Source organism: Brevundimonas sp. NPDC092305 (assembly GCF_044755415.1).
Classification (GTDB): Bacteria; Pseudomonadota; Alphaproteobacteria; order Caulobacterales; family Caulobacteraceae; genus Brevundimonas.
In genome coordinates this window covers 559,976-575,496 of record NZ_JBIVQY010000002.1, presented here as the reverse complement: position 1 = coordinate 575,496, position 15,521 = coordinate 559,976, and the positions used below count along the sequence as shown (strand labels likewise).

Here is a 15,521-nt window from a genome sequence, read left to right as displayed (position 1 = left end):
GGATGAAGGACAGAACCATGAACAAGGCCATTATCGCCATCGCCGGCGCCGGTCTGCTGGCTTCCGCTTGCGCCAGTGACCCGTACGGCGGCACCAACGAAACCGTCCGTCAGGGCGCTGTCGGCGCAGGCATCGGCGCTGTCGCCGGCGCCATCATCGGCAACAACACCGGCGGCGGCAACGCAGCCACCGGCGCCCTGATCGGTGCAGCCGTCGGCGGCGCCGCCGGCGCGATCCGCGGCTCGCAGCAGGACCGCAACAACCAGCAGCGTTACCGCGACAACCAGGGCCGGTACTATTACTGCTACGATGGTCGCCAGAGCGAATGCTACTGGGAAAACGGCCAGCGCCGCTATTAAGCTTAGCTGCGTCGAGAGTTCAGGGGCGGTCCGGAAGGGCCGCCCTTTTTCGTGCGTGTGGTCGTGCGGGAATGGGTCGCGCATGACGGGGGCGGGGGGAGCGGCTAGGGTCGGGGCGTGAGAGCGTGGCTGATCTTTTTGGCGGTGATTCTGGTCGCAGCCGCGGCGAGGGCGGAGCCGGTGCGGACGGAGCGGATCGAGGCCGAACTGGTCGCGATGACGCGGGCGAATGCGCCGGGGTCGACGGCGGTGGTCGCGGTCAGGCAGCAGATCAAGCCGGGCTGGCATACCTACTGGCGCAATCCGGGGGACAGCGGCGGGCCGACGGAGCTGACGTGGACGCTGCCGACGGGCGTGAAGGCGGGTCAGATCGTCTGGCCCCTGCCGGAGCGGCAGCGGCTGTCGGGGCTGGTGAACTATGGGTACGAGGGCGAGGTCTATCTGCCCGTGCCGATCGAGATTCCGGCCGATGCGAAGCCCCGGACCATACTACCGCTGAGGGTCAAGGCGCTGTTTCTGGTGTGCAGCGCCGAGATGTGCGTGCCGGACGAACTGGATCTGGCCCTCGACCTGCCGGTGCGGGCCAGTGAAGCGGGGCTGGACCCGCAGTACGGAGCGGCGATCCAGCGGGTGCTGGAACAGGCGCCGAGACCGGCAGGGATCACGGCGCGGGCGACGCTGAGGGACGGGGTGCTGACCTTGACCGCGACGGGCGGGCCGCTGGCGGGACGCGATCCGGGGGCGAGCTATTTCTTCCCCGATCAGGGCGGCGTTATCGACCATGCGGCGACGCAGTCGGGGTCGTGGGGACCGCAGGGTCTGACGCTTGTGCTGACTGCGGGCGGGCGGACGGCGGCGGGCGGGCTGGCCGGTCCTGTGTCCGGCGTGCTGAAGACCGCGAACGGAGCCTATGAAATCACCGCGCAGCCGGGCGAGCCGCTGGCTGGCGCGACCGGTTCGGGCGATCTGGCCCCGCTGGCCGAGGGGGCGTCGCAGGCGGCGGCCCCGTCGACCTCGGCGGCCACCCTGCTGCAGGCTTCGCTGTTCGCCCTGCTGGGCGGGTTGATCCTGAACCTGATGCCCTGCGTCTTCCCCATTCTGGCGATGAAGGCCGCGAGCCTGACCGCCTCGGCGCATGAGCCGGCTCATGCCCGGCGCGATGGTGTGGCCTTCCTCGCGGGCGTGCTCGTGACCTTCCTCGTGCTGGCCGGCCTGCTGCTGGGACTGCGAGCGGCGGGCGAGGCCGTGGGCTGGGGCTTTCAGCTGCAGTCGCCGCCGGTGACGGCCGGGCTGGCCCTGCTGATGCTGGCGGTGGCGCTGAACCTGTCCGGCGTGTTCGAGATCGGTGGAAGGCTGCAGGCCCTCGGCGGCGCAGCGCCTGCACGAGGCGGCGGGACGGGCGCCTTTCTGACCGGGGTGCTGGCGGTGGTGGTGGCTGCGCCATGCACAGCGCCCTTCATGGCCTTCGCACTGGGGGCGGCGCTGGTCATGCCGTGGCCGATGGCGCTGCTGGTCTTCCTGATGCTGGGCCTCGGCCTGGCTCTGCCGTTCGTGCTGATCAGCCTGTCGCCAGGATTGCTGGCGCGCCTGCCGAAGCCCGGGCCGTGGATGGCGCGGCTGAAGGGACTGCTGGCGTTTCCGATGTATGGGACGGCCCTGTGGCTGGCGTGGGTCTTCGGTCGCCAGACCGGCGCAGAGGCGCTGGGGCTGCTGTTCGTCGGCGGCCTGTTGCTGGCGTTGGGGCTGTGGCTGTTTGGTGGAGCCCAGACCGAGCGATTGCAGGGACGCGGCGGGCGGCTGCATCTGATCTTTGGCATCGTGGCGACTGGCTTGGCGGCCGGAGCCCTGATCCTCGCCGCGCGCGCGCCAGTGGCTGCTGCGCCCTCCGCCTCGCCTGAAAGCGCCCTGCCCTCGCAGCCGTGGTCGCAGGCGGCGGTGGATACCGCGCTGGCGGAAGGGCGGCCGGTGCTGGTCAACTTCACGGCCGACTGGTGCGTGACCTGCAAGATCAACGAGCGGACGTCCCTGACCTCGGCCGGCGTGCGCGAGGCCATGGCGCGGACCAACGCCGTCTATCTGGTCGGCGACTGGACGCGACGTGATGACGCGATCACCGCCGAGCTGCAGCGGCGCGGCCGGTCGGGCGTTCCCCTGTATCTGCTGTTCACGCCCGGTTCGCCCGAGCCGCGCATCCTGCCCCAGCTTTTGACCGAGGGCCTCGTCGTCGAGGCCCTGAACGGAGCGCGTTCCAACCCCTGACCTGTCCGGAGACCGCCATGATCCGCCTGACGCTCGTCGCCTTCGCCGCCCTGACTGTCGCCGCGTGCGGCCAGCCCGCCGCATCACCGGAGAACGCCGAAACGCCCGCGCCGAACCCGGCGGTCCAGAGCGCAGCGCCCGCAGCGGGTCAGCAGGCCCCGCAGTTCACTCTCGTCGACAGCGACGGGGCGCAGCGGTCTCTGTCCGATTTCCGCGGCAAGACGGTGGTGATTGAATGGACCAACGAAGGCTGTCCCTACGTCCAGAAGCACTATTCCGGCGCCATGCAGGCGCTGCAGCGCGAGGCGACGGCGGACGGCGTGGTCTGGCTCAGCGTCATCTCGTCCGCGCCGGGAACGCAGGGCTATGTCGAGGGCGATCAGGCCCGTCAGTGGAAGACCCGCACCGAGGCGGCCTCGACCCATCTGCTGCTCGATCCGACCGGTCAGGTCGGCAAGCTGTACGGGGCCAAAACGACGCCCGACATGCGGGTGATCGATCCGGAGGGGCGACTGGTCTACGTCGGCGGCATCGACGACCGGCCGACCAACAAGGTCGAGGACCTGCAGGGCGCCAACAACTTCGTCCGCGCCGCGCTGGAGGATCTGGACGCCGGCCGCCCGGTGCGCACGGCCTTCGCCCAGCCCTACGGCTGCTCGGTCAAATATCCGGAGACGGTGGAGAGCTGACTTCGCCGCAGCCCGGTTGGCCTGCGCCGCCAATCGGCCTAGACCGCCACGCAGTGTTTGCGGAGCGTAGCCATGCTGATCCACTTCTCCTCCTGGCCCGAGATCGACGCCCGGCTGAAGACGACGAAGACCATCGTCGTGCCGATCGGCTCGAATGAGCAGCATGGGCCTACGGGCCTGCTCGGAACCGACTGGATGTGCCCGGAGATCATCGCCCACGCCGCCGAGGCGCAGGACGAGAGCCTGATCGTGGCGCCGACGTTCAACATCGGCATGGCCCAGCACCATCTGGCGTTTGCGGGCACCATCAGCTTGCGGCCCTCGACCTTCATGGCGGCGATCACCGACTGGGTGAACTCGCTGAGCCGGCACGGTTTCGAGCGCATCTATTTCCTGAACGGCCACGGCGGGAACGTCGCGACCATCGAGGCGACCTTCGCCGAGATCTATGCCGAGTGGTCGTTCGTCGAGGAGCGCAGCCCCTTCGTGCTGAAGCTGCGCAACTGGTGGGACCTGCCGGGGGTGACGCCGCTGTGCAACCGGCTGTTCCCCAAGGGGCATGGCATGCATGCGACGCCGTCCGAGATCGCGGTGACGCAGGCCGCATATCCGGACCGGATCAAGACCGCCGACTACAGCCCGCAGATCGCGCCGGTCGGTCCGATCCGCGACGCGCTGGACTATCGCGCCCGCTTCCCCGACGGCCGCATCGGCTCCGATCCGGCGCTGGCCAGCCCCGAGCATGGGAGGACCATTATCGACGCCGCGGTTCCGGCCCTGCTGAAGGATGTGGCCGACTTCACCGCCGAGGTCTTGCCCGAAGCCTGAATGGGGCCCAAGGCTTGGTCATGAACGAGTTCGACAAGGCGCTGAAGACCGGTCGCCGCCTGACCCGCAATGCGACCTCGGCCGCGAACACAGCCCTGTCGGGAGGCGAGATGCTGCAGGCGGCGAGCGACGTGATCGCCGCGCGGATGCAGATCATGGCCGCCGGGATGGCCGATCCGGGCAAGCTGGACCTGACCGAAATGTCGCTGATGACGTCGGAAAAGGTCGAGGCGCTGTCGGAATCGGCCTCGGCCATGAGCAAGACCTTCGGCGACATCGGCGGCCGTCTGGGCGCCAGTGCGATGACCGAGGCCAATCTGGCCAGCCGCGCAGCCACGGCGATCGCCGCCGCGCCCACGCCCGCCGCCGCCATGCAGGCCCAGTACGCCTATGCCGTCGGATGGTGGGGACGCGCCACGGGCCAGATGCTGACGCTCAACACCCAGCTGCTGAAGGGACAGGCCGACGCGATGCGGCCCATCCATCGGACGGCCGTGGCCAATGCGAAGCGGCTGAAGAAGTAGAAGAGTTCTCCCTCCCCGAACGGGGAGGGTGGTCGCGCAGCGACCGGGTGGGGGCGGCTCGATGGGTCGGCCCCACCCGTCGTCGCTTCGCGCCGACACCCTCCCCCGCCGGGGGAGGGAGATTCACATCATCACCGGAACGGCGGCTCGTCGAAGGCTCTCAGCTTGCGGCTGTGCAGGCGGTTGCCCTCGGCGCGGAGCAGGTCGATGGCGTGGATGCCGATCTGGAGGTGTTCCGAAATGGAGCCCTCGTAAAAGCGGTTGGCCTGACCGGGCAGCTTGATCTCGCCGTGAAGCGGCTTGTCCGAGACGCACAACAGCGTCCCGTAGGGCACGCGGAACCGATAGCCCTGGGCGGCGATGGTGGCGCTTTCCATGTCGATGGCGACGGCGCGGCTCTGGTTGAAGCGCAGCGCCGATTTGGAATAGCGCAGCTCCCAGTTCCGGTCGTCGGTGGTGACGACGGTGCCGGTGCGCAGGCGGCGCTTGACCTCTTCGCCCGGCGCGCCGGAGACGACCTTGGCGGCGTCATAGAGGGCGCGCTGGACCTCGGCGATCGAGGGGATGGGGATGTCCGGCGGCAGGACCGCGTCCAGCACGTGGTCGTCGCGCAGGTAGGCGTGGGCCAGCACATAGTCGCCGATGGTCTGGGACGGGCGCAAACCGCCGCAGTGGCCGATCATCATCCAGACGTGCGGGCGGGTGACGGCGAGGTGGTCGCAGATCGTCTTGGCGTTCGACGGCCCGACCCCGATGTTGACCAGGGTGATGCCCGCATGACCCGGCGCGGTCAGGTGGTAGGCCGGCATCTGGTGCTTCTTCCACGCCGCATCCATGACGGCGGCCTCGGGGTTCGGCGTGTCGCGGGTGACCACCACGCCGCCGGCGCAGACGAGACTGTCATAGATGCTGTTTGGATCGCGCAGCTGCTCCATGGCCCAGCGCACGAACTCGTCGACGTAGCGATTGTAGTTGGTGAAGAGGATGTAGCTCTGCACCGCCTCGACCGGCGTGCCGGTGTAGTGTTTCAGACGGGCCAGCGAGAAATCGGTACGCAGGCCGTCGAACTGGGCCAGCGGGAAATCCTCGGCCAGATCGAACAGGCCGTCGGAGATCTCGTCGCCGATGTGGGCGAGGTCGGTGGTCGGGAAATAGCGGGCGACGGCGGCGGTCTGGCTGCGGTCCAGCACCACGTCCGAGCCGTCCATCACATAGGGGAAGGGAATCTCCTGCTCCGACGGGCCGACGTCGAAGGTCGCGCCATAGTCCTGTTCCAGCAGGGTCAGCTGTTCCAGCAGGTAGGGCCGATACAGGTCGGGCCGGGTGACCGTGGTCGCATAGACGCCGGGCCGCGAGAGACGGGCGTAGGCGCGGGTTTCCAGATTGGCGGGGCGTTCGCCGAACCAGCTGACCCTGAGTTCCGGATAGCTGAAGGCGCCGTCGGCGCGGGCCTGGGGATCGGCGCGTTCGCCGGTCCTGAGGAAGGTCCCAACCGCCTGACGCAGGTTGGAGACGGATTGGGTGTAGAGGGTTTCGAGGCGGTCCAGCGCCGCCTGTGCTGTCATCGTGTCTATCATGGCCTCCCTTAACGGAAGACCGTGACGAAGGCGAGACGGCCGAGCTTGTGCGACTACGGTTTTGGCGCGGGGTCCGCATAATCGCCTTCGAAGGCGAACCGTTTGGGCCAGAAATCGGCCAGTTCAGGCAGGGCGTCGACGCGGCGGACGACCTGACCCATGCGGGGCGCGACCTGATGGAAGCGCGGGCGCAGCGGACGCCAGCGGCTGACCACCGCGACATAGAGATCAAGCACCGTCATCTCGTCGCCCAGCAGGAAACGGCCGGGCTGGAGCTGCTCTTCCATCATGGCCCAGCAGGCGGAGATGCGGTCCTGTGTGCGCCGGTCCATCTCGGCCTGCGCCTTGGGATCGTCGCCGACGAGGCGGCTGGGCACGTCGCGGACCCAGTACATGGAATAGATGCTGGCGGGGACGAAGGTCATCCAGCGCAGGAATTGCGCGCGGCGGGGATCGCCGGGCTCGGGCGCCAGCGCGGCCTCCGGGTGCTGTTCGGCCAGCCAGATCAGGATGGCGGCGCTCTCGGTGAGGGTCTCGCCGTCCGGGGTGATCAGCACCGGCACCTGACGCATCGGATTGACCGGGGCGACCTTCTCGCGCTCGGCGTCGCCCTCGAAGGTGGCGGCCTCGATCACGGCGTAGGGCGCGCCGATCAGGGTCAAAGCGGCCTCGACGGGGACAGAGCCCGACCCGGCGGCGCCATAGACGGTGTAGGTCATCATCGCTCCTTCCCTGTGCTTGCCTGTCGTCCTAACGCGGACGCGGGCGGAGCGCTCACAAGATGGGCCGGCGTCGCCATAAGCGCGGCCTATGGGCCAGCCGCCTTATCCCCCGCCTGTCCCCAGATGGGTATGGTGGAGCTACCACATATAGCGGTCGTCCAAAATGTGATCGCAATATAGCCGTATTTCGACTTGGCGCCGCGCCCGTCCGCCCGCATGGTGAACCCACTTCCGGATTCGCCTCTGTCAGAGCTTCGCCCGATGAACGCGCACGTCACCCTGCCCGGTCTGCTGACCCCCTCGGCCGCCTACAAGCCGTTCCGCTATCCGTGGGCGTTCGACATGTGGAAGAAGCAGCAGCAGGTCCACTGGATGCCCGAAGAGGTGCCGCTGGGCGAGGACGTCAAGGACTGGGCCGCCAATCTGACGCCGTCCGAGCGCAACCTGCTGACGCAGATCTTCCGGTTCTTCACCCAGGCCGACATCGAGGTGCAGGACAACTACATGGAGCGCTACGGTCGGGTGTTCAAACCGACCGAGGTCAAGATGATGCTGGCGAGCTTCGCCAACATGGAGACCATCCACATCGCGGCCTACGCCCTGCTGCTCGAGACCATCGGCATGCCCGAGAGCGAGTTCGGCGCCTTCATGGAATACGAGGCCATGCGGGACAAGCACGACTACATGGGCCAGTTCGGCGTGGACACGGACGCCGACATCGCCCGGACGCTGGCCATGTTCGGCGGCTTCGCCGAGGGGCTTCAGCTGTTCGCGTCGTTCGCGATGCTGATGAACTTCCCGCGCCAGAACAAGATGAAAGGCATGGGCCAGATCGTGTCGTGGTCGGTGCGGGACGAGAGCCTGCACTGCGAGGGCATCATCAAGCTGTACCACGCGTTCAACAAGGAAACCGGCGTGGTGACCAAGGCTGTCGCCGACGACATCGTCGAGTGCTGCCGGACCGTGGTGAACATGGAGGACAAGTTCATCGACCTGTCCTTCGAGCTGGGGCCGGTGAACGGCATGGTTCCGGACGACATCAAACAATACATCCGCTTCATCGCCGACTGGCGCCTGCGCCAGCTGCAGCTGCCCGAGCTGTACGGGATCAAGGAAAACCCGCTGCCCTGGCTGCAGTCGCTGCTGTCGGGCGTGGAGCACGCCAACTTCTTCGAGGCGCGGGCGACGGAATACTCCAAGGCCGCGACCAAGGGTTCGTGGCACGGCGCCGAGGGCGTCTGGGGCTCGTTCGACGCCCTGATGAAGAAGCGGCAGGAGGGGGCCGAGGCCTAGGCCTTGCCCCGGACCGGCCCGATCAACGTCGCTGTCGTCGGCTTCGGCAACGCGGGGCGGACCTTTCATGCGCCGCTGGTCGCCGCCTGCCCGGGTCTGATGCTGCATACGATCGTGTCCAGCCGCGCCGGCGAGGTGAAGGCGGTCTGGCCGGACGTGCGCGTCGCCCCCGACTTCGCGACCGTACTGGCCGATCCGGAGGTGCATCTGGTCGTGCTGGCCACGCCGGACGCCCTGCATGCTGAACAGGCGAAGGCGGCGCTGGAGGCGGGCAAGGCGGTGGTGGTCGACAAGCCGTTCGCCCTGACGCTGGACGACGCCCGCGCGGTGGTCGCTGTGGCGAAGGCCAGGGGCGGGTTCCTGTCGGTGTTCCAGAACCGGCGGTGGGACGCGGACTTTCTGGCGCTGCAGGCCGAGATCGCCTCGGGGCGGCTGGGCGAGATCGTGACGGTCGAGACGCGCTACGACCGTCCCCGGCCGGTGGTGCTGGACCGCTGGCGCGAGGCCGAGGGCAGCGGCGGCGTGTGGCTGGATCTGGGGCCGCATCTGGTGGACCAGATCCTGACCCTGTTCGGCATGCCGGACGCCATCACCTGCGACCTGACCATCCAGCGCGAGGGCGGGCGCAGTCCGGACTGGGCGCATGCGGTGCTGCGCTATCCGGACAGGCGGGTGGTGCTGAACGCCGCCATGGTGGTGGCCGCGCCCGACGTGCGCTTCGCTGTCCATGGCACGAAGGGCAGCTGGCTAAAGTCCGGGCTGGACGTGCAGGAGCCGCAGTCGAAGGCAGGGATGGCCGTGGGCGCGCCGGGCTGGGGCGTCGATCCGTCGCCGGGCGTGTTCGTAGACGGCGAGACGTTCGAGCGGACGCCTGCGCCCGGGCCGGCCGGGAACTATCCGGCCTACTACGCGGCCGTCGCCGCCGCGCTGCGGGGCGAGGGCGAGAATCCGGTGACGCCTGAGCAGGCGCTGCGGGTGATGGAGGTGCTGGAGGCCGGGGTGGAGAGTGCGCGCATCCGGGCCGAGGTTCAGCTGGCGCCCGGCCCGCAATCGTAGAGCGCACAATACCGCTGCTGGACGAGAGCATTCTGTCGATTGCCCACCGTCTTTAACTGGTCCTCGGCGCGCGCGATCTCACCATCGGTAAAGGGCGAGCGGCCGGGGCGGCGTTGTCCCACCAAGACCATCCGGAGTGTTTCCAGACTCTGGGTGCGCGCCAGACTGAGGGCATAGGCGGCCCTGAGATCGGCGCCCGTCTCGGCCTCCACTTCGGCAATAATCTCGCTAACGGCCTCGCGCCGGTCGTCGGGCAGCCCGTCCAGTGAGAAACTCCTCGTCAGGGAGAGGTTCAGCCGACGGGTGTACTGCGTCGCCGCTTCCATCACCTCGGGGCCGGGCTCGGAGCCGTCCCATGGCCTGATGGTTTCAAGCGGCGGTAAGCTGAAATGGTTAGTGAAGGCGACCTCATCGTCTTGCCGGTCGGCCAGGTAGCCATCGCTGACCGAAAGCGCGGCCGCGCCAAAGCCCAGACCCACGGGCGACTCTTCGATGACACGGCAGTTTTCCAACGCTCCGGTTGCGGCTACGCCGCAGGCGATCCGGGCATACCCCTCAAGACCCGCGTGGGCCGCGAAGCCGGGATAGGCGTCAGCAAGCCTCTGGGGGTCCGGCCTCTTCACCCAATCCTGCACGGGGGCGAAACCCAGCGTCAGGGCCAGAAGCGGAAGCGGCCAGAACAGTGTTCTCATTCGGCGATGATGGCGGGCTTCAGGGTCAAGTCAACAAACGCGCGACGACGTAAGTTGAAACTCAGCTTTCCGGATCGGGCGCCTCGGCGGACAGGCAGGCGTAGCGGGCGCAGTAGAGGGCGCGGAGACGGTCCCCGTACTGGCGCTCGACGGGCCGGAGGTCGCCGCTGGCGGCCTTGAGCACATCTTCGGACGGCGGGCCGCCGCGGGGCGGGCGGCGGTTCATCAGGTCGTCGAGTTGTTCCGGCGAGGCCGTGCGCGCCATGACGAGCGCGTAGCCGTCCAGCCGCTGGTCCAGCATCTCCTGATCGACCTGCCGGATCATGGCCTCGACTGCCTCGCGACGGTCGGCGTCGACATCCAGTCGACCGAGCAGTTCGTTGGGCGGCGGCCCCATGTGCTCGGCCATCCAGCCGATGGTCTGGCGAACGCGCGACAGCTCGTCGGCCGTCGGCTGCCGTCCGGTCCATGTCGGCAGGGGATCGTCATCCCCAAGCCGGAAGCGGACGGAAAAGCGGACGCTGGACTTCTCGATGTCGCCGTCGACGGTGCGCGGGTTCAGCCGGAAGCGCGGGACCAGCGACAGAGCCGCGCGGTCGAACCCGAGGCCCGCGGGCACGGTCTTTTCGACCTCGCAGAGCGCCAGCCGCCCCTCCAGCGTGACGCGGCACTGCATCTGCGCCCAACCGCTCGTGGCGATGGCCGAGGCGAAGACGGGATAGGCCTCGCCCATGTCGTCGGGCGCGGGAATTTCGGACCAGCTCGGGTTGGTGATGACCTGCTGCGGGGCGTCCTGCGCCGCCGTCGATCCGCCGCTCGCCAGAAGGATCGCCGCAGCGATCAGCTGCCCGCGTACCATTCGTACCCCCTGTCTTCCCAGTAGCCGCCCTTGCCGCCGCCGATGTGGCCGAAGTCTTCGACCGCTTCTATGCGCTTGATATACTTGGCCATCTTGTAGCCCAGCTGCCGCTCGAGCCGGAGCCGGATCGGGGCGCCGTGTTTGATGGGGAGAATGGCGTCGTTCATGTCGTAGGCGAGGATGGTCTGTTCGTGGAAGGCGTCGTGCAGGTCGATGCTTTCGTAATAGCGGTCGCCGTCCTCGCGCTGATCCAGCGCGTCGAAGCAGTGGAAGACGATGTATTTCGCGTTCGGCTTCAGCCCCGCCTCGTTGAGGATGGCCGACAGGCGCGCGCCCTTCCACTTGCCGATCGAGGTCCAGCCCTCGACGCAGTCGTGCTTGGTGATCTGGGTCCGCGAGGGGCGGCGGCGCAGGTCTTCCAGCGACAGGCTGAGGGGGCGCTCGACCAGCCCCTCGACCAGCAGGCGATAGTCGCGGAAGCCATCCGCCTTCAGCCGCTGATATTCCGCATCGGCCGGATCGATAGATCCGTTGGCGCGGAAATCGCGGGAAATGTCTTTCTGCTGATACTCGGGCGCGAGGGCGTCGCGGGCCAGGGCGCGCTGGGTGCGACGGGTGGCCTGTTCCCCGGCCTTGAGCGTGCACTGGACGCCCATCTTGACGATGCGCTGGTCACACCCGGCGACGGCCAGCCCGCCCGCAGCGACCACGCCCGTCAGAAGTCCGCGTCGGTTCATTCCGGCTCCTTGTCCCGGCCGGGTTCTATGGCGAACCAGCCGGTGATCATCGCCCGCATGTTGTTGAACAGGCCGGTCCAGACCACCAGCCCGACGTGGATCACAATGAAGACGACGATGGCCGAAGCGGAGAGGAAATGCAGCGTCCGCGCCGACTGCCGGCCACCCATCAGGTCCAGCAACACGCCGCCGATCGGATTGAAACCCGGCGACATCGACAGGCCGGTGACCAGCATCATCGGCAGGACCACCAGCACCATCAGCAGATAGGTCAGCTTCTGCAGCACATTGTAGACGCGGGCCCTGTCGTCCTTCGGGAAGCGCAGCTGCACATGCTCGACCACCGAATGTCCAATGTCGCGGACGTCCGCCCCGGTCGGCCAGAGGCGGCGCGTCAGGCGTCGGGTGATCAGCAGAAAGGCCAGATACGCCAGACCGTTCAGGACGAAGATCCAGGCGAAGAACAGGTGCCAGTGCCGGGCTTCCGCGAGGTTCCGGCCCCGGGGCAACATCACCCAGTCAGGGATGGTCGCGAACGAAACCCACGGATCGGCGAAGGTGGACTTCAGACCCCAGTAGAGGTGCGGATGCGCCGCGAGGATATTGGCGCCGCTCATCAGCAGGATCACGACGACGGAGACGTTCAGCCAATGGGTCGCGCGAACCCACCACGGGTGTCGCCACACGAGCGTGCGTCCATCGGGCAGCGGCCGGTCGCGGTGCTTGTCAGGACGACTTGCCGTCACCTTGCCTTGCTCCCGCTCTTCCCCGCGAAAGCGAGGACCCAGTCCTGTCCAGCGAAACGCCGACGCTTCAGGACATCAGTCGCGCATCCCGACCCAATGTCCATCATCCAAAACACTGGATCCCCGCTTTCGCGGGGATGTGCGGTGTATAAGGCATCATCCGGCAGGGCGGCAGTCGCGGCGGCCCGAGCGCTCACAGGCGCGGACCATGTTCTCCCAGACTTCACGCGAGCGCTGCCACTCGGCCTGCGCGGCGTCGGAGGCGGCCTTGTCGGCCTCCCACTGCCGACGGGCGGCGTCAGCCTCCTCGACATCCTGCCGGTAGCGCGCCTCGGCCCGGGCATGCTCGGCCTCTTGTTCGGCCTCAAGCGCCGCGGCGGCTTCGTTGCGGGCGGTGATCTCTGCGTTCAGCCGGCCCGTTTCAGCGACCTCGGCCGGGTTCTGCGCGGACTCGGGCGCGGAATGGTAGGCTTCACCGCGTTGGCGCAACCATTCCTCGGAGCCGGCGGCAGGCGCGGTCGGCGCCGCCTTGGCAGATGGCGAGGGAGCCTGAACCCCGGGCTTTGTCTGCGCCAGCACGGGCGCGGCGAAGGTCAGGGCGGCGAGGCAGGCGGTAAGCGCAAATTTGCGGGTCATGACGTCGTCTCCGTGTCGGGCCTCGGCGCGAAGCTGCGCCGTGCACGAGGGTCTGGCAAGACAAACGCGGTTCGGGCCGCTCAGTTCGGCAGGCGCAGTTCGAAGACCGTGCCGGAGGGGCCCGTCTCGATCAGGGTCAGGTCGCCGCCGTGGCTGGCGGCCAGTTCGCGCGAGATGGTCAGGCCCAGACCGGTGCCGTCCGACTCCCGACCGCTGACGAACGGTTCGAACAGGCGGTCGGCCAGTCGGGGGGGAATGCCCGGACCGTTATCGGACAGACGAATGACGCGAACGCCGCTGTCATCCGAGGCCGTGACCCGGATTTCACCGCGCTTGCGGGTGATGGACGGATCGCTCTCGATTGCCTGACGGGCGTTGCGCATCAGGTTGACGAGGATGCGGTGAAACTGGTCCGGATCGGCGAAGACGTTGAAGCGGGTCGGGATCGACTTCACCAGCCGCACCTCGGACGGCGACAGGCCCGCGTCCTCGGCGGCGGAGACGACCGCGGGCGTAAGAGCAAAGCGCGTCTTCTGGGGCGCCGGCTCCTCGCTCTTTCCGTAAGCCAGCACATTGCGCGACAGGGCGGCGGCGCGGCCCAGCGCCTTTTCCAGACGCGGCAGGGCCTTGGCGACGAGCGGGTCCGGCGAGCTGGCCAATCGCTCAGACGCCATCTGGGCCGAGGTCAGCATGTTGCGCAGGTCGTGATTGATCTTGGCCACGGCCTCGCCCAGCGCGACCAGACGGGCGCGCGATCGCAGCGACTGGCGCACCTCTTCCTGCATGCGGGCGAGCTCGTGCTCGACGCGGCCGATCTCGTCGCTGCGATCGCGGATCGGTTCGGCTTCACTCTCGGGATCGGCGGCGAAGCGTTCGATGGAGCGGGTGACCCGGCGCAGGGGCTGGAGCACAAGGAAAGCCAGACCGAGGTAGAGCAGACCGCCCGCCGCCAGCGAGATGACCAGCGAGGTCAGGAGACTGTTCAGCATGAAGGCGCGTAACTCGACCTTCAGCGGCTGGGCGGGAGCCAGCACCTCAATGAAGTCGCCGGAGCGATAGCGGGGGCGCGACTGGACCCGGATCGAGCGATCCGGATGGCCGAACAGGGTCCGCCACGGATCGACCAGGCGCGCCAGCGGGCGGCTCTGCCGCAGATCGATCAGGTCGGGCGTACGGGGCAGGTTGGGCGCCTGCAACAGCAGGCGTCGGACACCTTGGTCGCCCACCACCACGGCCTGCACGCCGCCGATGGCCAACAGTTGTTCCGCCGTCGTGTCCTCGACCGCCGAATAGGGCAGCGCCTCGACGCCGACCGAGGCCAACTCGGCGGATTGCAGCCGGTCCAGCAGCCAGCGCTCGTGGAAGCCGGCGGCGCTGGGCGCGACGATCATGATCTCGACGGCGACAGTGAAGACCGCCGTCAGCATCAGCAGGCGCGCGGCCAGCGCGTCCGGGGCGTGCGGCTTCATCCACTCGCGCCAGTCGTCGGGAACGCGCAGCGCCTTGCGGATGGCGGTAAGGGCGGGCGAGCTTCCGCTCATGCGGCCTTCCGCTTGAGCCAGGCGGCCTGAAGCGACTTGAGCGCGAAGGGCAGGACCACCGCCAGCACGAAAACCCCCAGCATCGGCGCCCAGAACTGGTTGAAGAGCGCCTGGAAATCCGGATCCGGATCCGTCGCCAGCAGGGTATTCAGTCGCGCCCCGATCCAGCAATAGATGATGTGCGCGGGCAGCAGGCCGATCACGGTGGCGATCGTATAGGGCGCCAGCCGCACCGCCATGAGCCCCGCGGCGACGTTGATCATGTGGAAGGGCACCACCACGGCCAGCCGTGAAGCCAGCACATACCAGAACGTATCCTTGTCGATCGCGCCGCAGACCTTCTGCATCAGGCCCCGGTCGCGCTCGGCCTTCTCTCTCAACGCCTTGCCCAGTGCGGTGCGGGCGACCGCATAGACGATCAGGGCGCCGGCCGTGGCGGCGATGGAGGTCGAGACGCCCCCCACCCACGGACCGAACAGATAGCCCGCGGTGATGGTGACGAAGAAGACGCCGGGCACCACACTGGCGGTAAGGACGGTGAACAGGGCCATCAGCAGCAGCAGGCTGAGCAGATAGTTGTCGGCGGTGAAGGCGCGGAACTCGGCGCCATGATCGCGCAGGGTGTCCAGCGAGAGATAGCGATTCCAGCCCATGCCGAAGATCAGGGCGATGATCCCGCCCAGCACGATCAGCGGCAGGAAGCGTTTCAGGCGGTCCATTCTGACTCCAGCACGACCCTTTGCGGCGTTGACACTGACGGTCTCGCCCCTTATACGCCCGCCCTTCCCGCGACGGACGTGTTTTCGTCGTGCAACCCTTTAGAGTCTGGAGCCGACCGTGAAGCGGACCTATCAGCCGTCGCGACTCGTGCGCAAGCGCCGTCACGGCTTCCGTTCGCGGATGGCCACCAAGAACGGACAGAAGATCGTCGCGCGGCGTCGCGCCAAGGGCCGCAAGCGCCTGACGGCCTAAGTCTTCATTCCCCTTCCCCGCAGGGGGAGGA

At 68.0% G+C, this 15,521-nt stretch carries 17 protein-coding genes; 8 read left to right on the top strand and 9 right to left on the bottom strand.

Annotated elements, in window-relative coordinates; translation table 11 throughout:
* Window positions 1-17 precede the first annotated feature (17 nt).
* The 5 genes from ACIQC9_RS13300 to ACIQC9_RS13280 all read left to right on the top strand — a co-directional run bounded on the left by ACIQC9_RS13300 (window position 18) and on the right by ACIQC9_RS13280 (window position 4,659).
* Window positions 18-359, top strand: a complete 342-nt coding sequence (locus tag ACIQC9_RS13300) for a YMGG-like glycine zipper-containing protein (protein ID WP_400616716.1) — start codon at window positions 18-20, stop codon at window positions 357-359.
* 117 nt (window positions 360-476) lie between these two features.
* Window positions 477-2,618, top strand: a complete 2,142-nt coding sequence (locus ACIQC9_RS13295) for a protein-disulfide reductase DsbD family protein (protein WP_400616713.1) — start codon at window positions 477-479, stop codon at window positions 2,616-2,618.
* 17 nt (window positions 2,619-2,635) lie between these two features.
* Complete coding sequence (locus ACIQC9_RS13290; RefSeq protein ID WP_400616710.1) at window positions 2,636-3,307, top strand: thioredoxin family protein; 672 nt, start codon at window positions 2,636-2,638, stop codon at window positions 3,305-3,307.
* 72 nt (window positions 3,308-3,379) lie between these two features.
* Window positions 3,380-4,135, top strand: a complete 756-nt coding sequence (locus ACIQC9_RS13285; RefSeq protein WP_400616707.1) for a creatininase family protein — start codon at window positions 3,380-3,382, stop codon at window positions 4,133-4,135.
* Window positions 4,136-4,155: 20 nt separating this feature from the next.
* A complete protein-coding gene (locus ACIQC9_RS13280; RefSeq protein ID WP_400616704.1) occupies window positions 4,156-4,659 on the top strand; it encodes a phasin family protein in 504 nt (167 codons plus the stop codon).
* 131 nt (window positions 4,660-4,790) lie between these two features.
* Here the strand turns inward: ACIQC9_RS13280 and ACIQC9_RS13275 are convergent, their stop codons facing one another.
* Both ACIQC9_RS13275 and ACIQC9_RS13270 read right to left on the bottom strand, forming a co-directional pair.
* Window positions 4,791-6,236 (bottom strand): AMP nucleosidase, encoded by a 1,446-nt coding sequence (locus tag ACIQC9_RS13275; protein WP_400616701.1) that lies wholly within the window; start codon window positions 6,234-6,236, stop codon window positions 4,791-4,793.
* Between the two features lie 53 nt (window positions 6,237-6,289).
* Window positions 6,290-6,958, bottom strand: coding sequence for a glutathione S-transferase family protein (locus tag ACIQC9_RS13270; protein ID WP_400616698.1), 669 nt, complete (start codon window positions 6,956-6,958; stop codon window positions 6,290-6,292).
* A 261-nt stretch (window positions 6,959-7,219) separates the two neighbouring features.
* Between ACIQC9_RS13270 and ACIQC9_RS13265 the strand changes: the two genes are divergently transcribed.
* Window positions 7,220-8,251 (top strand): ribonucleotide-diphosphate reductase subunit beta, encoded by a 1,032-nt coding sequence (locus ACIQC9_RS13265; RefSeq protein ID WP_400616696.1) that lies wholly within the window; start codon window positions 7,220-7,222, stop codon window positions 8,249-8,251.
* Window positions 8,252-8,254: 3 nt separating this feature from the next.
* Window positions 8,255-9,307: an oxidoreductase gene (locus ACIQC9_RS13260; RefSeq protein WP_400616694.1), complete on the top strand. Its 1,053-nt coding sequence runs from the start codon at window positions 8,255-8,257 to the stop codon at window positions 9,305-9,307.
* On the opposite strand, the gene ACIQC9_RS13255 is transcribed toward ACIQC9_RS13260, so the two are convergent.
* The 7 genes from ACIQC9_RS13255 to ACIQC9_RS13225 form a co-directional block, all read right to left on the bottom strand.
* Window positions 9,280-9,999, bottom strand: a complete 720-nt coding sequence (locus tag ACIQC9_RS13255; protein WP_400616691.1) for a hypothetical protein — start codon at window positions 9,997-9,999, stop codon at window positions 9,280-9,282. The two genes, ACIQC9_RS13260 and ACIQC9_RS13255, sit on opposite strands and share 28 nt — an antisense overlap.
* A gap of 61 nt (window positions 10,000-10,060) precedes the next feature.
* Window positions 10,061-10,858 carry a hypothetical protein gene (locus ACIQC9_RS13250; RefSeq protein ID WP_400616688.1) on the bottom strand — a complete coding sequence of 266 codons (798 nt, stop codon included), beginning with the start codon at window positions 10,856-10,858 and terminating at the stop codon, window positions 10,061-10,063.
* Complete coding sequence (locus tag ACIQC9_RS13245) at window positions 10,840-11,595, bottom strand: molybdopterin-dependent oxidoreductase (protein WP_400616685.1); 756 nt, start codon at window positions 11,593-11,595, stop codon at window positions 10,840-10,842. Before ACIQC9_RS13245 ends, ACIQC9_RS13250 begins: the two co-directional genes overlap by 19 nt.
* Complete coding sequence (locus ACIQC9_RS13240; RefSeq protein WP_400616682.1) at window positions 11,592-12,341, bottom strand: cytochrome b/b6 domain-containing protein; 750 nt, start codon at window positions 12,339-12,341, stop codon at window positions 11,592-11,594. Before ACIQC9_RS13240 ends, ACIQC9_RS13245 begins: the two co-directional genes overlap by 4 nt.
* Before the next feature lie 156 nt (window positions 12,342-12,497).
* Window positions 12,498-12,977: a hypothetical protein gene (locus ACIQC9_RS13235; protein ID WP_400616679.1), complete on the bottom strand. Its 480-nt coding sequence runs from the start codon at window positions 12,975-12,977 to the stop codon at window positions 12,498-12,500.
* 80 nt (window positions 12,978-13,057) lie between these two features.
* Window positions 13,058-14,518, bottom strand: coding sequence for a sensor histidine kinase (locus ACIQC9_RS13230; RefSeq protein ID WP_400616676.1), 1,461 nt, complete (start codon window positions 14,516-14,518; stop codon window positions 13,058-13,060).
* On the bottom strand, window positions 14,515-15,237 hold the full coding sequence (locus ACIQC9_RS13225; RefSeq protein WP_400616673.1) for a TVP38/TMEM64 family protein: 723 nt from the start codon (window positions 15,235-15,237) through the stop codon (window positions 14,515-14,517). Before ACIQC9_RS13225 ends, ACIQC9_RS13230 begins: the two co-directional genes overlap by 4 nt.
* Before the next feature lie 118 nt (window positions 15,238-15,355).
* Between ACIQC9_RS13225 and rpmH the strand changes: the two genes are divergently transcribed.
* Complete coding sequence (gene rpmH / locus ACIQC9_RS13220; RefSeq protein ID WP_003164000.1) at window positions 15,356-15,490, top strand: 50S ribosomal protein L34; 135 nt, start codon at window positions 15,356-15,358, stop codon at window positions 15,488-15,490.
* The last annotated feature ends 31 nt before the right edge of the window (window positions 15,491-15,521 follow it).

What these genes read in the sequence shown, in the direction of transcription:
- ACIQC9_RS13300 (WP_400616716.1), top strand. Translation starts at nt 18, where the DNA reads ATGAACAAGGCCATTATCGCCATCGCCGGCGCCGGTCTGCTGGCTTCC.
- ACIQC9_RS13290 (WP_400616710.1), top strand. Translation starts at nt 2,636, where the DNA reads ATGATCCGCCTGACGCTCGTCGCCTTCGCCGCCCTGACTGTCGCCGCG.
- ACIQC9_RS13285 (WP_400616707.1), top strand. Translation starts at nt 3,380, where the DNA reads ATGCTGATCCACTTCTCCTCCTGGCCCGAGATCGACGCCCGGCTGAAG.
- ACIQC9_RS13280 (WP_400616704.1), top strand. Translation starts at nt 4,156, where the DNA reads ATGAACGAGTTCGACAAGGCGCTGAAGACCGGTCGCCGCCTGACCCGC.
- ACIQC9_RS13275 (WP_400616701.1), bottom strand. Translation starts at nt 6,236, where the DNA reads ATGATAGACACGATGACAGCACAGGCGGCGCTGGACCGCCTCGAAACC.
- ACIQC9_RS13270 (WP_400616698.1), bottom strand. Translation starts at nt 6,958, where the DNA reads ATGATGACCTACACCGTCTATGGCGCCGCCGGGTCGGGCTCTGTCCCC.
- ACIQC9_RS13265 (WP_400616696.1), top strand. Translation starts at nt 7,220, where the DNA reads ATGAACGCGCACGTCACCCTGCCCGGTCTGCTGACCCCCTCGGCCGCC.
- ACIQC9_RS13255 (WP_400616691.1), bottom strand. Translation starts at nt 9,999, where the DNA reads ATGAGAACACTGTTCTGGCCGCTTCCGCTTCTGGCCCTGACGCTGGGT.
- ACIQC9_RS13250 (WP_400616688.1), bottom strand. Translation starts at nt 10,858, where the DNA reads ATGGTACGCGGGCAGCTGATCGCTGCGGCGATCCTTCTGGCGAGCGGC.
- ACIQC9_RS13245 (WP_400616685.1), bottom strand. Translation starts at nt 11,595, where the DNA reads ATGAACCGACGCGGACTTCTGACGGGCGTGGTCGCTGCGGGCGGGCTG.
- ACIQC9_RS13235 (WP_400616679.1), bottom strand. Translation starts at nt 12,977, where the DNA reads ATGACCCGCAAATTTGCGCTTACCGCCTGCCTCGCCGCCCTGACCTTC.
- ACIQC9_RS13230 (WP_400616676.1), bottom strand. Translation starts at nt 14,518, where the DNA reads ATGAGCGGAAGCTCGCCCGCCCTTACCGCCATCCGCAAGGCGCTGCGC.
- ACIQC9_RS13225 (WP_400616673.1), bottom strand. Translation starts at nt 15,237, where the DNA reads ATGGACCGCCTGAAACGCTTCCTGCCGCTGATCGTGCTGGGCGGGATC.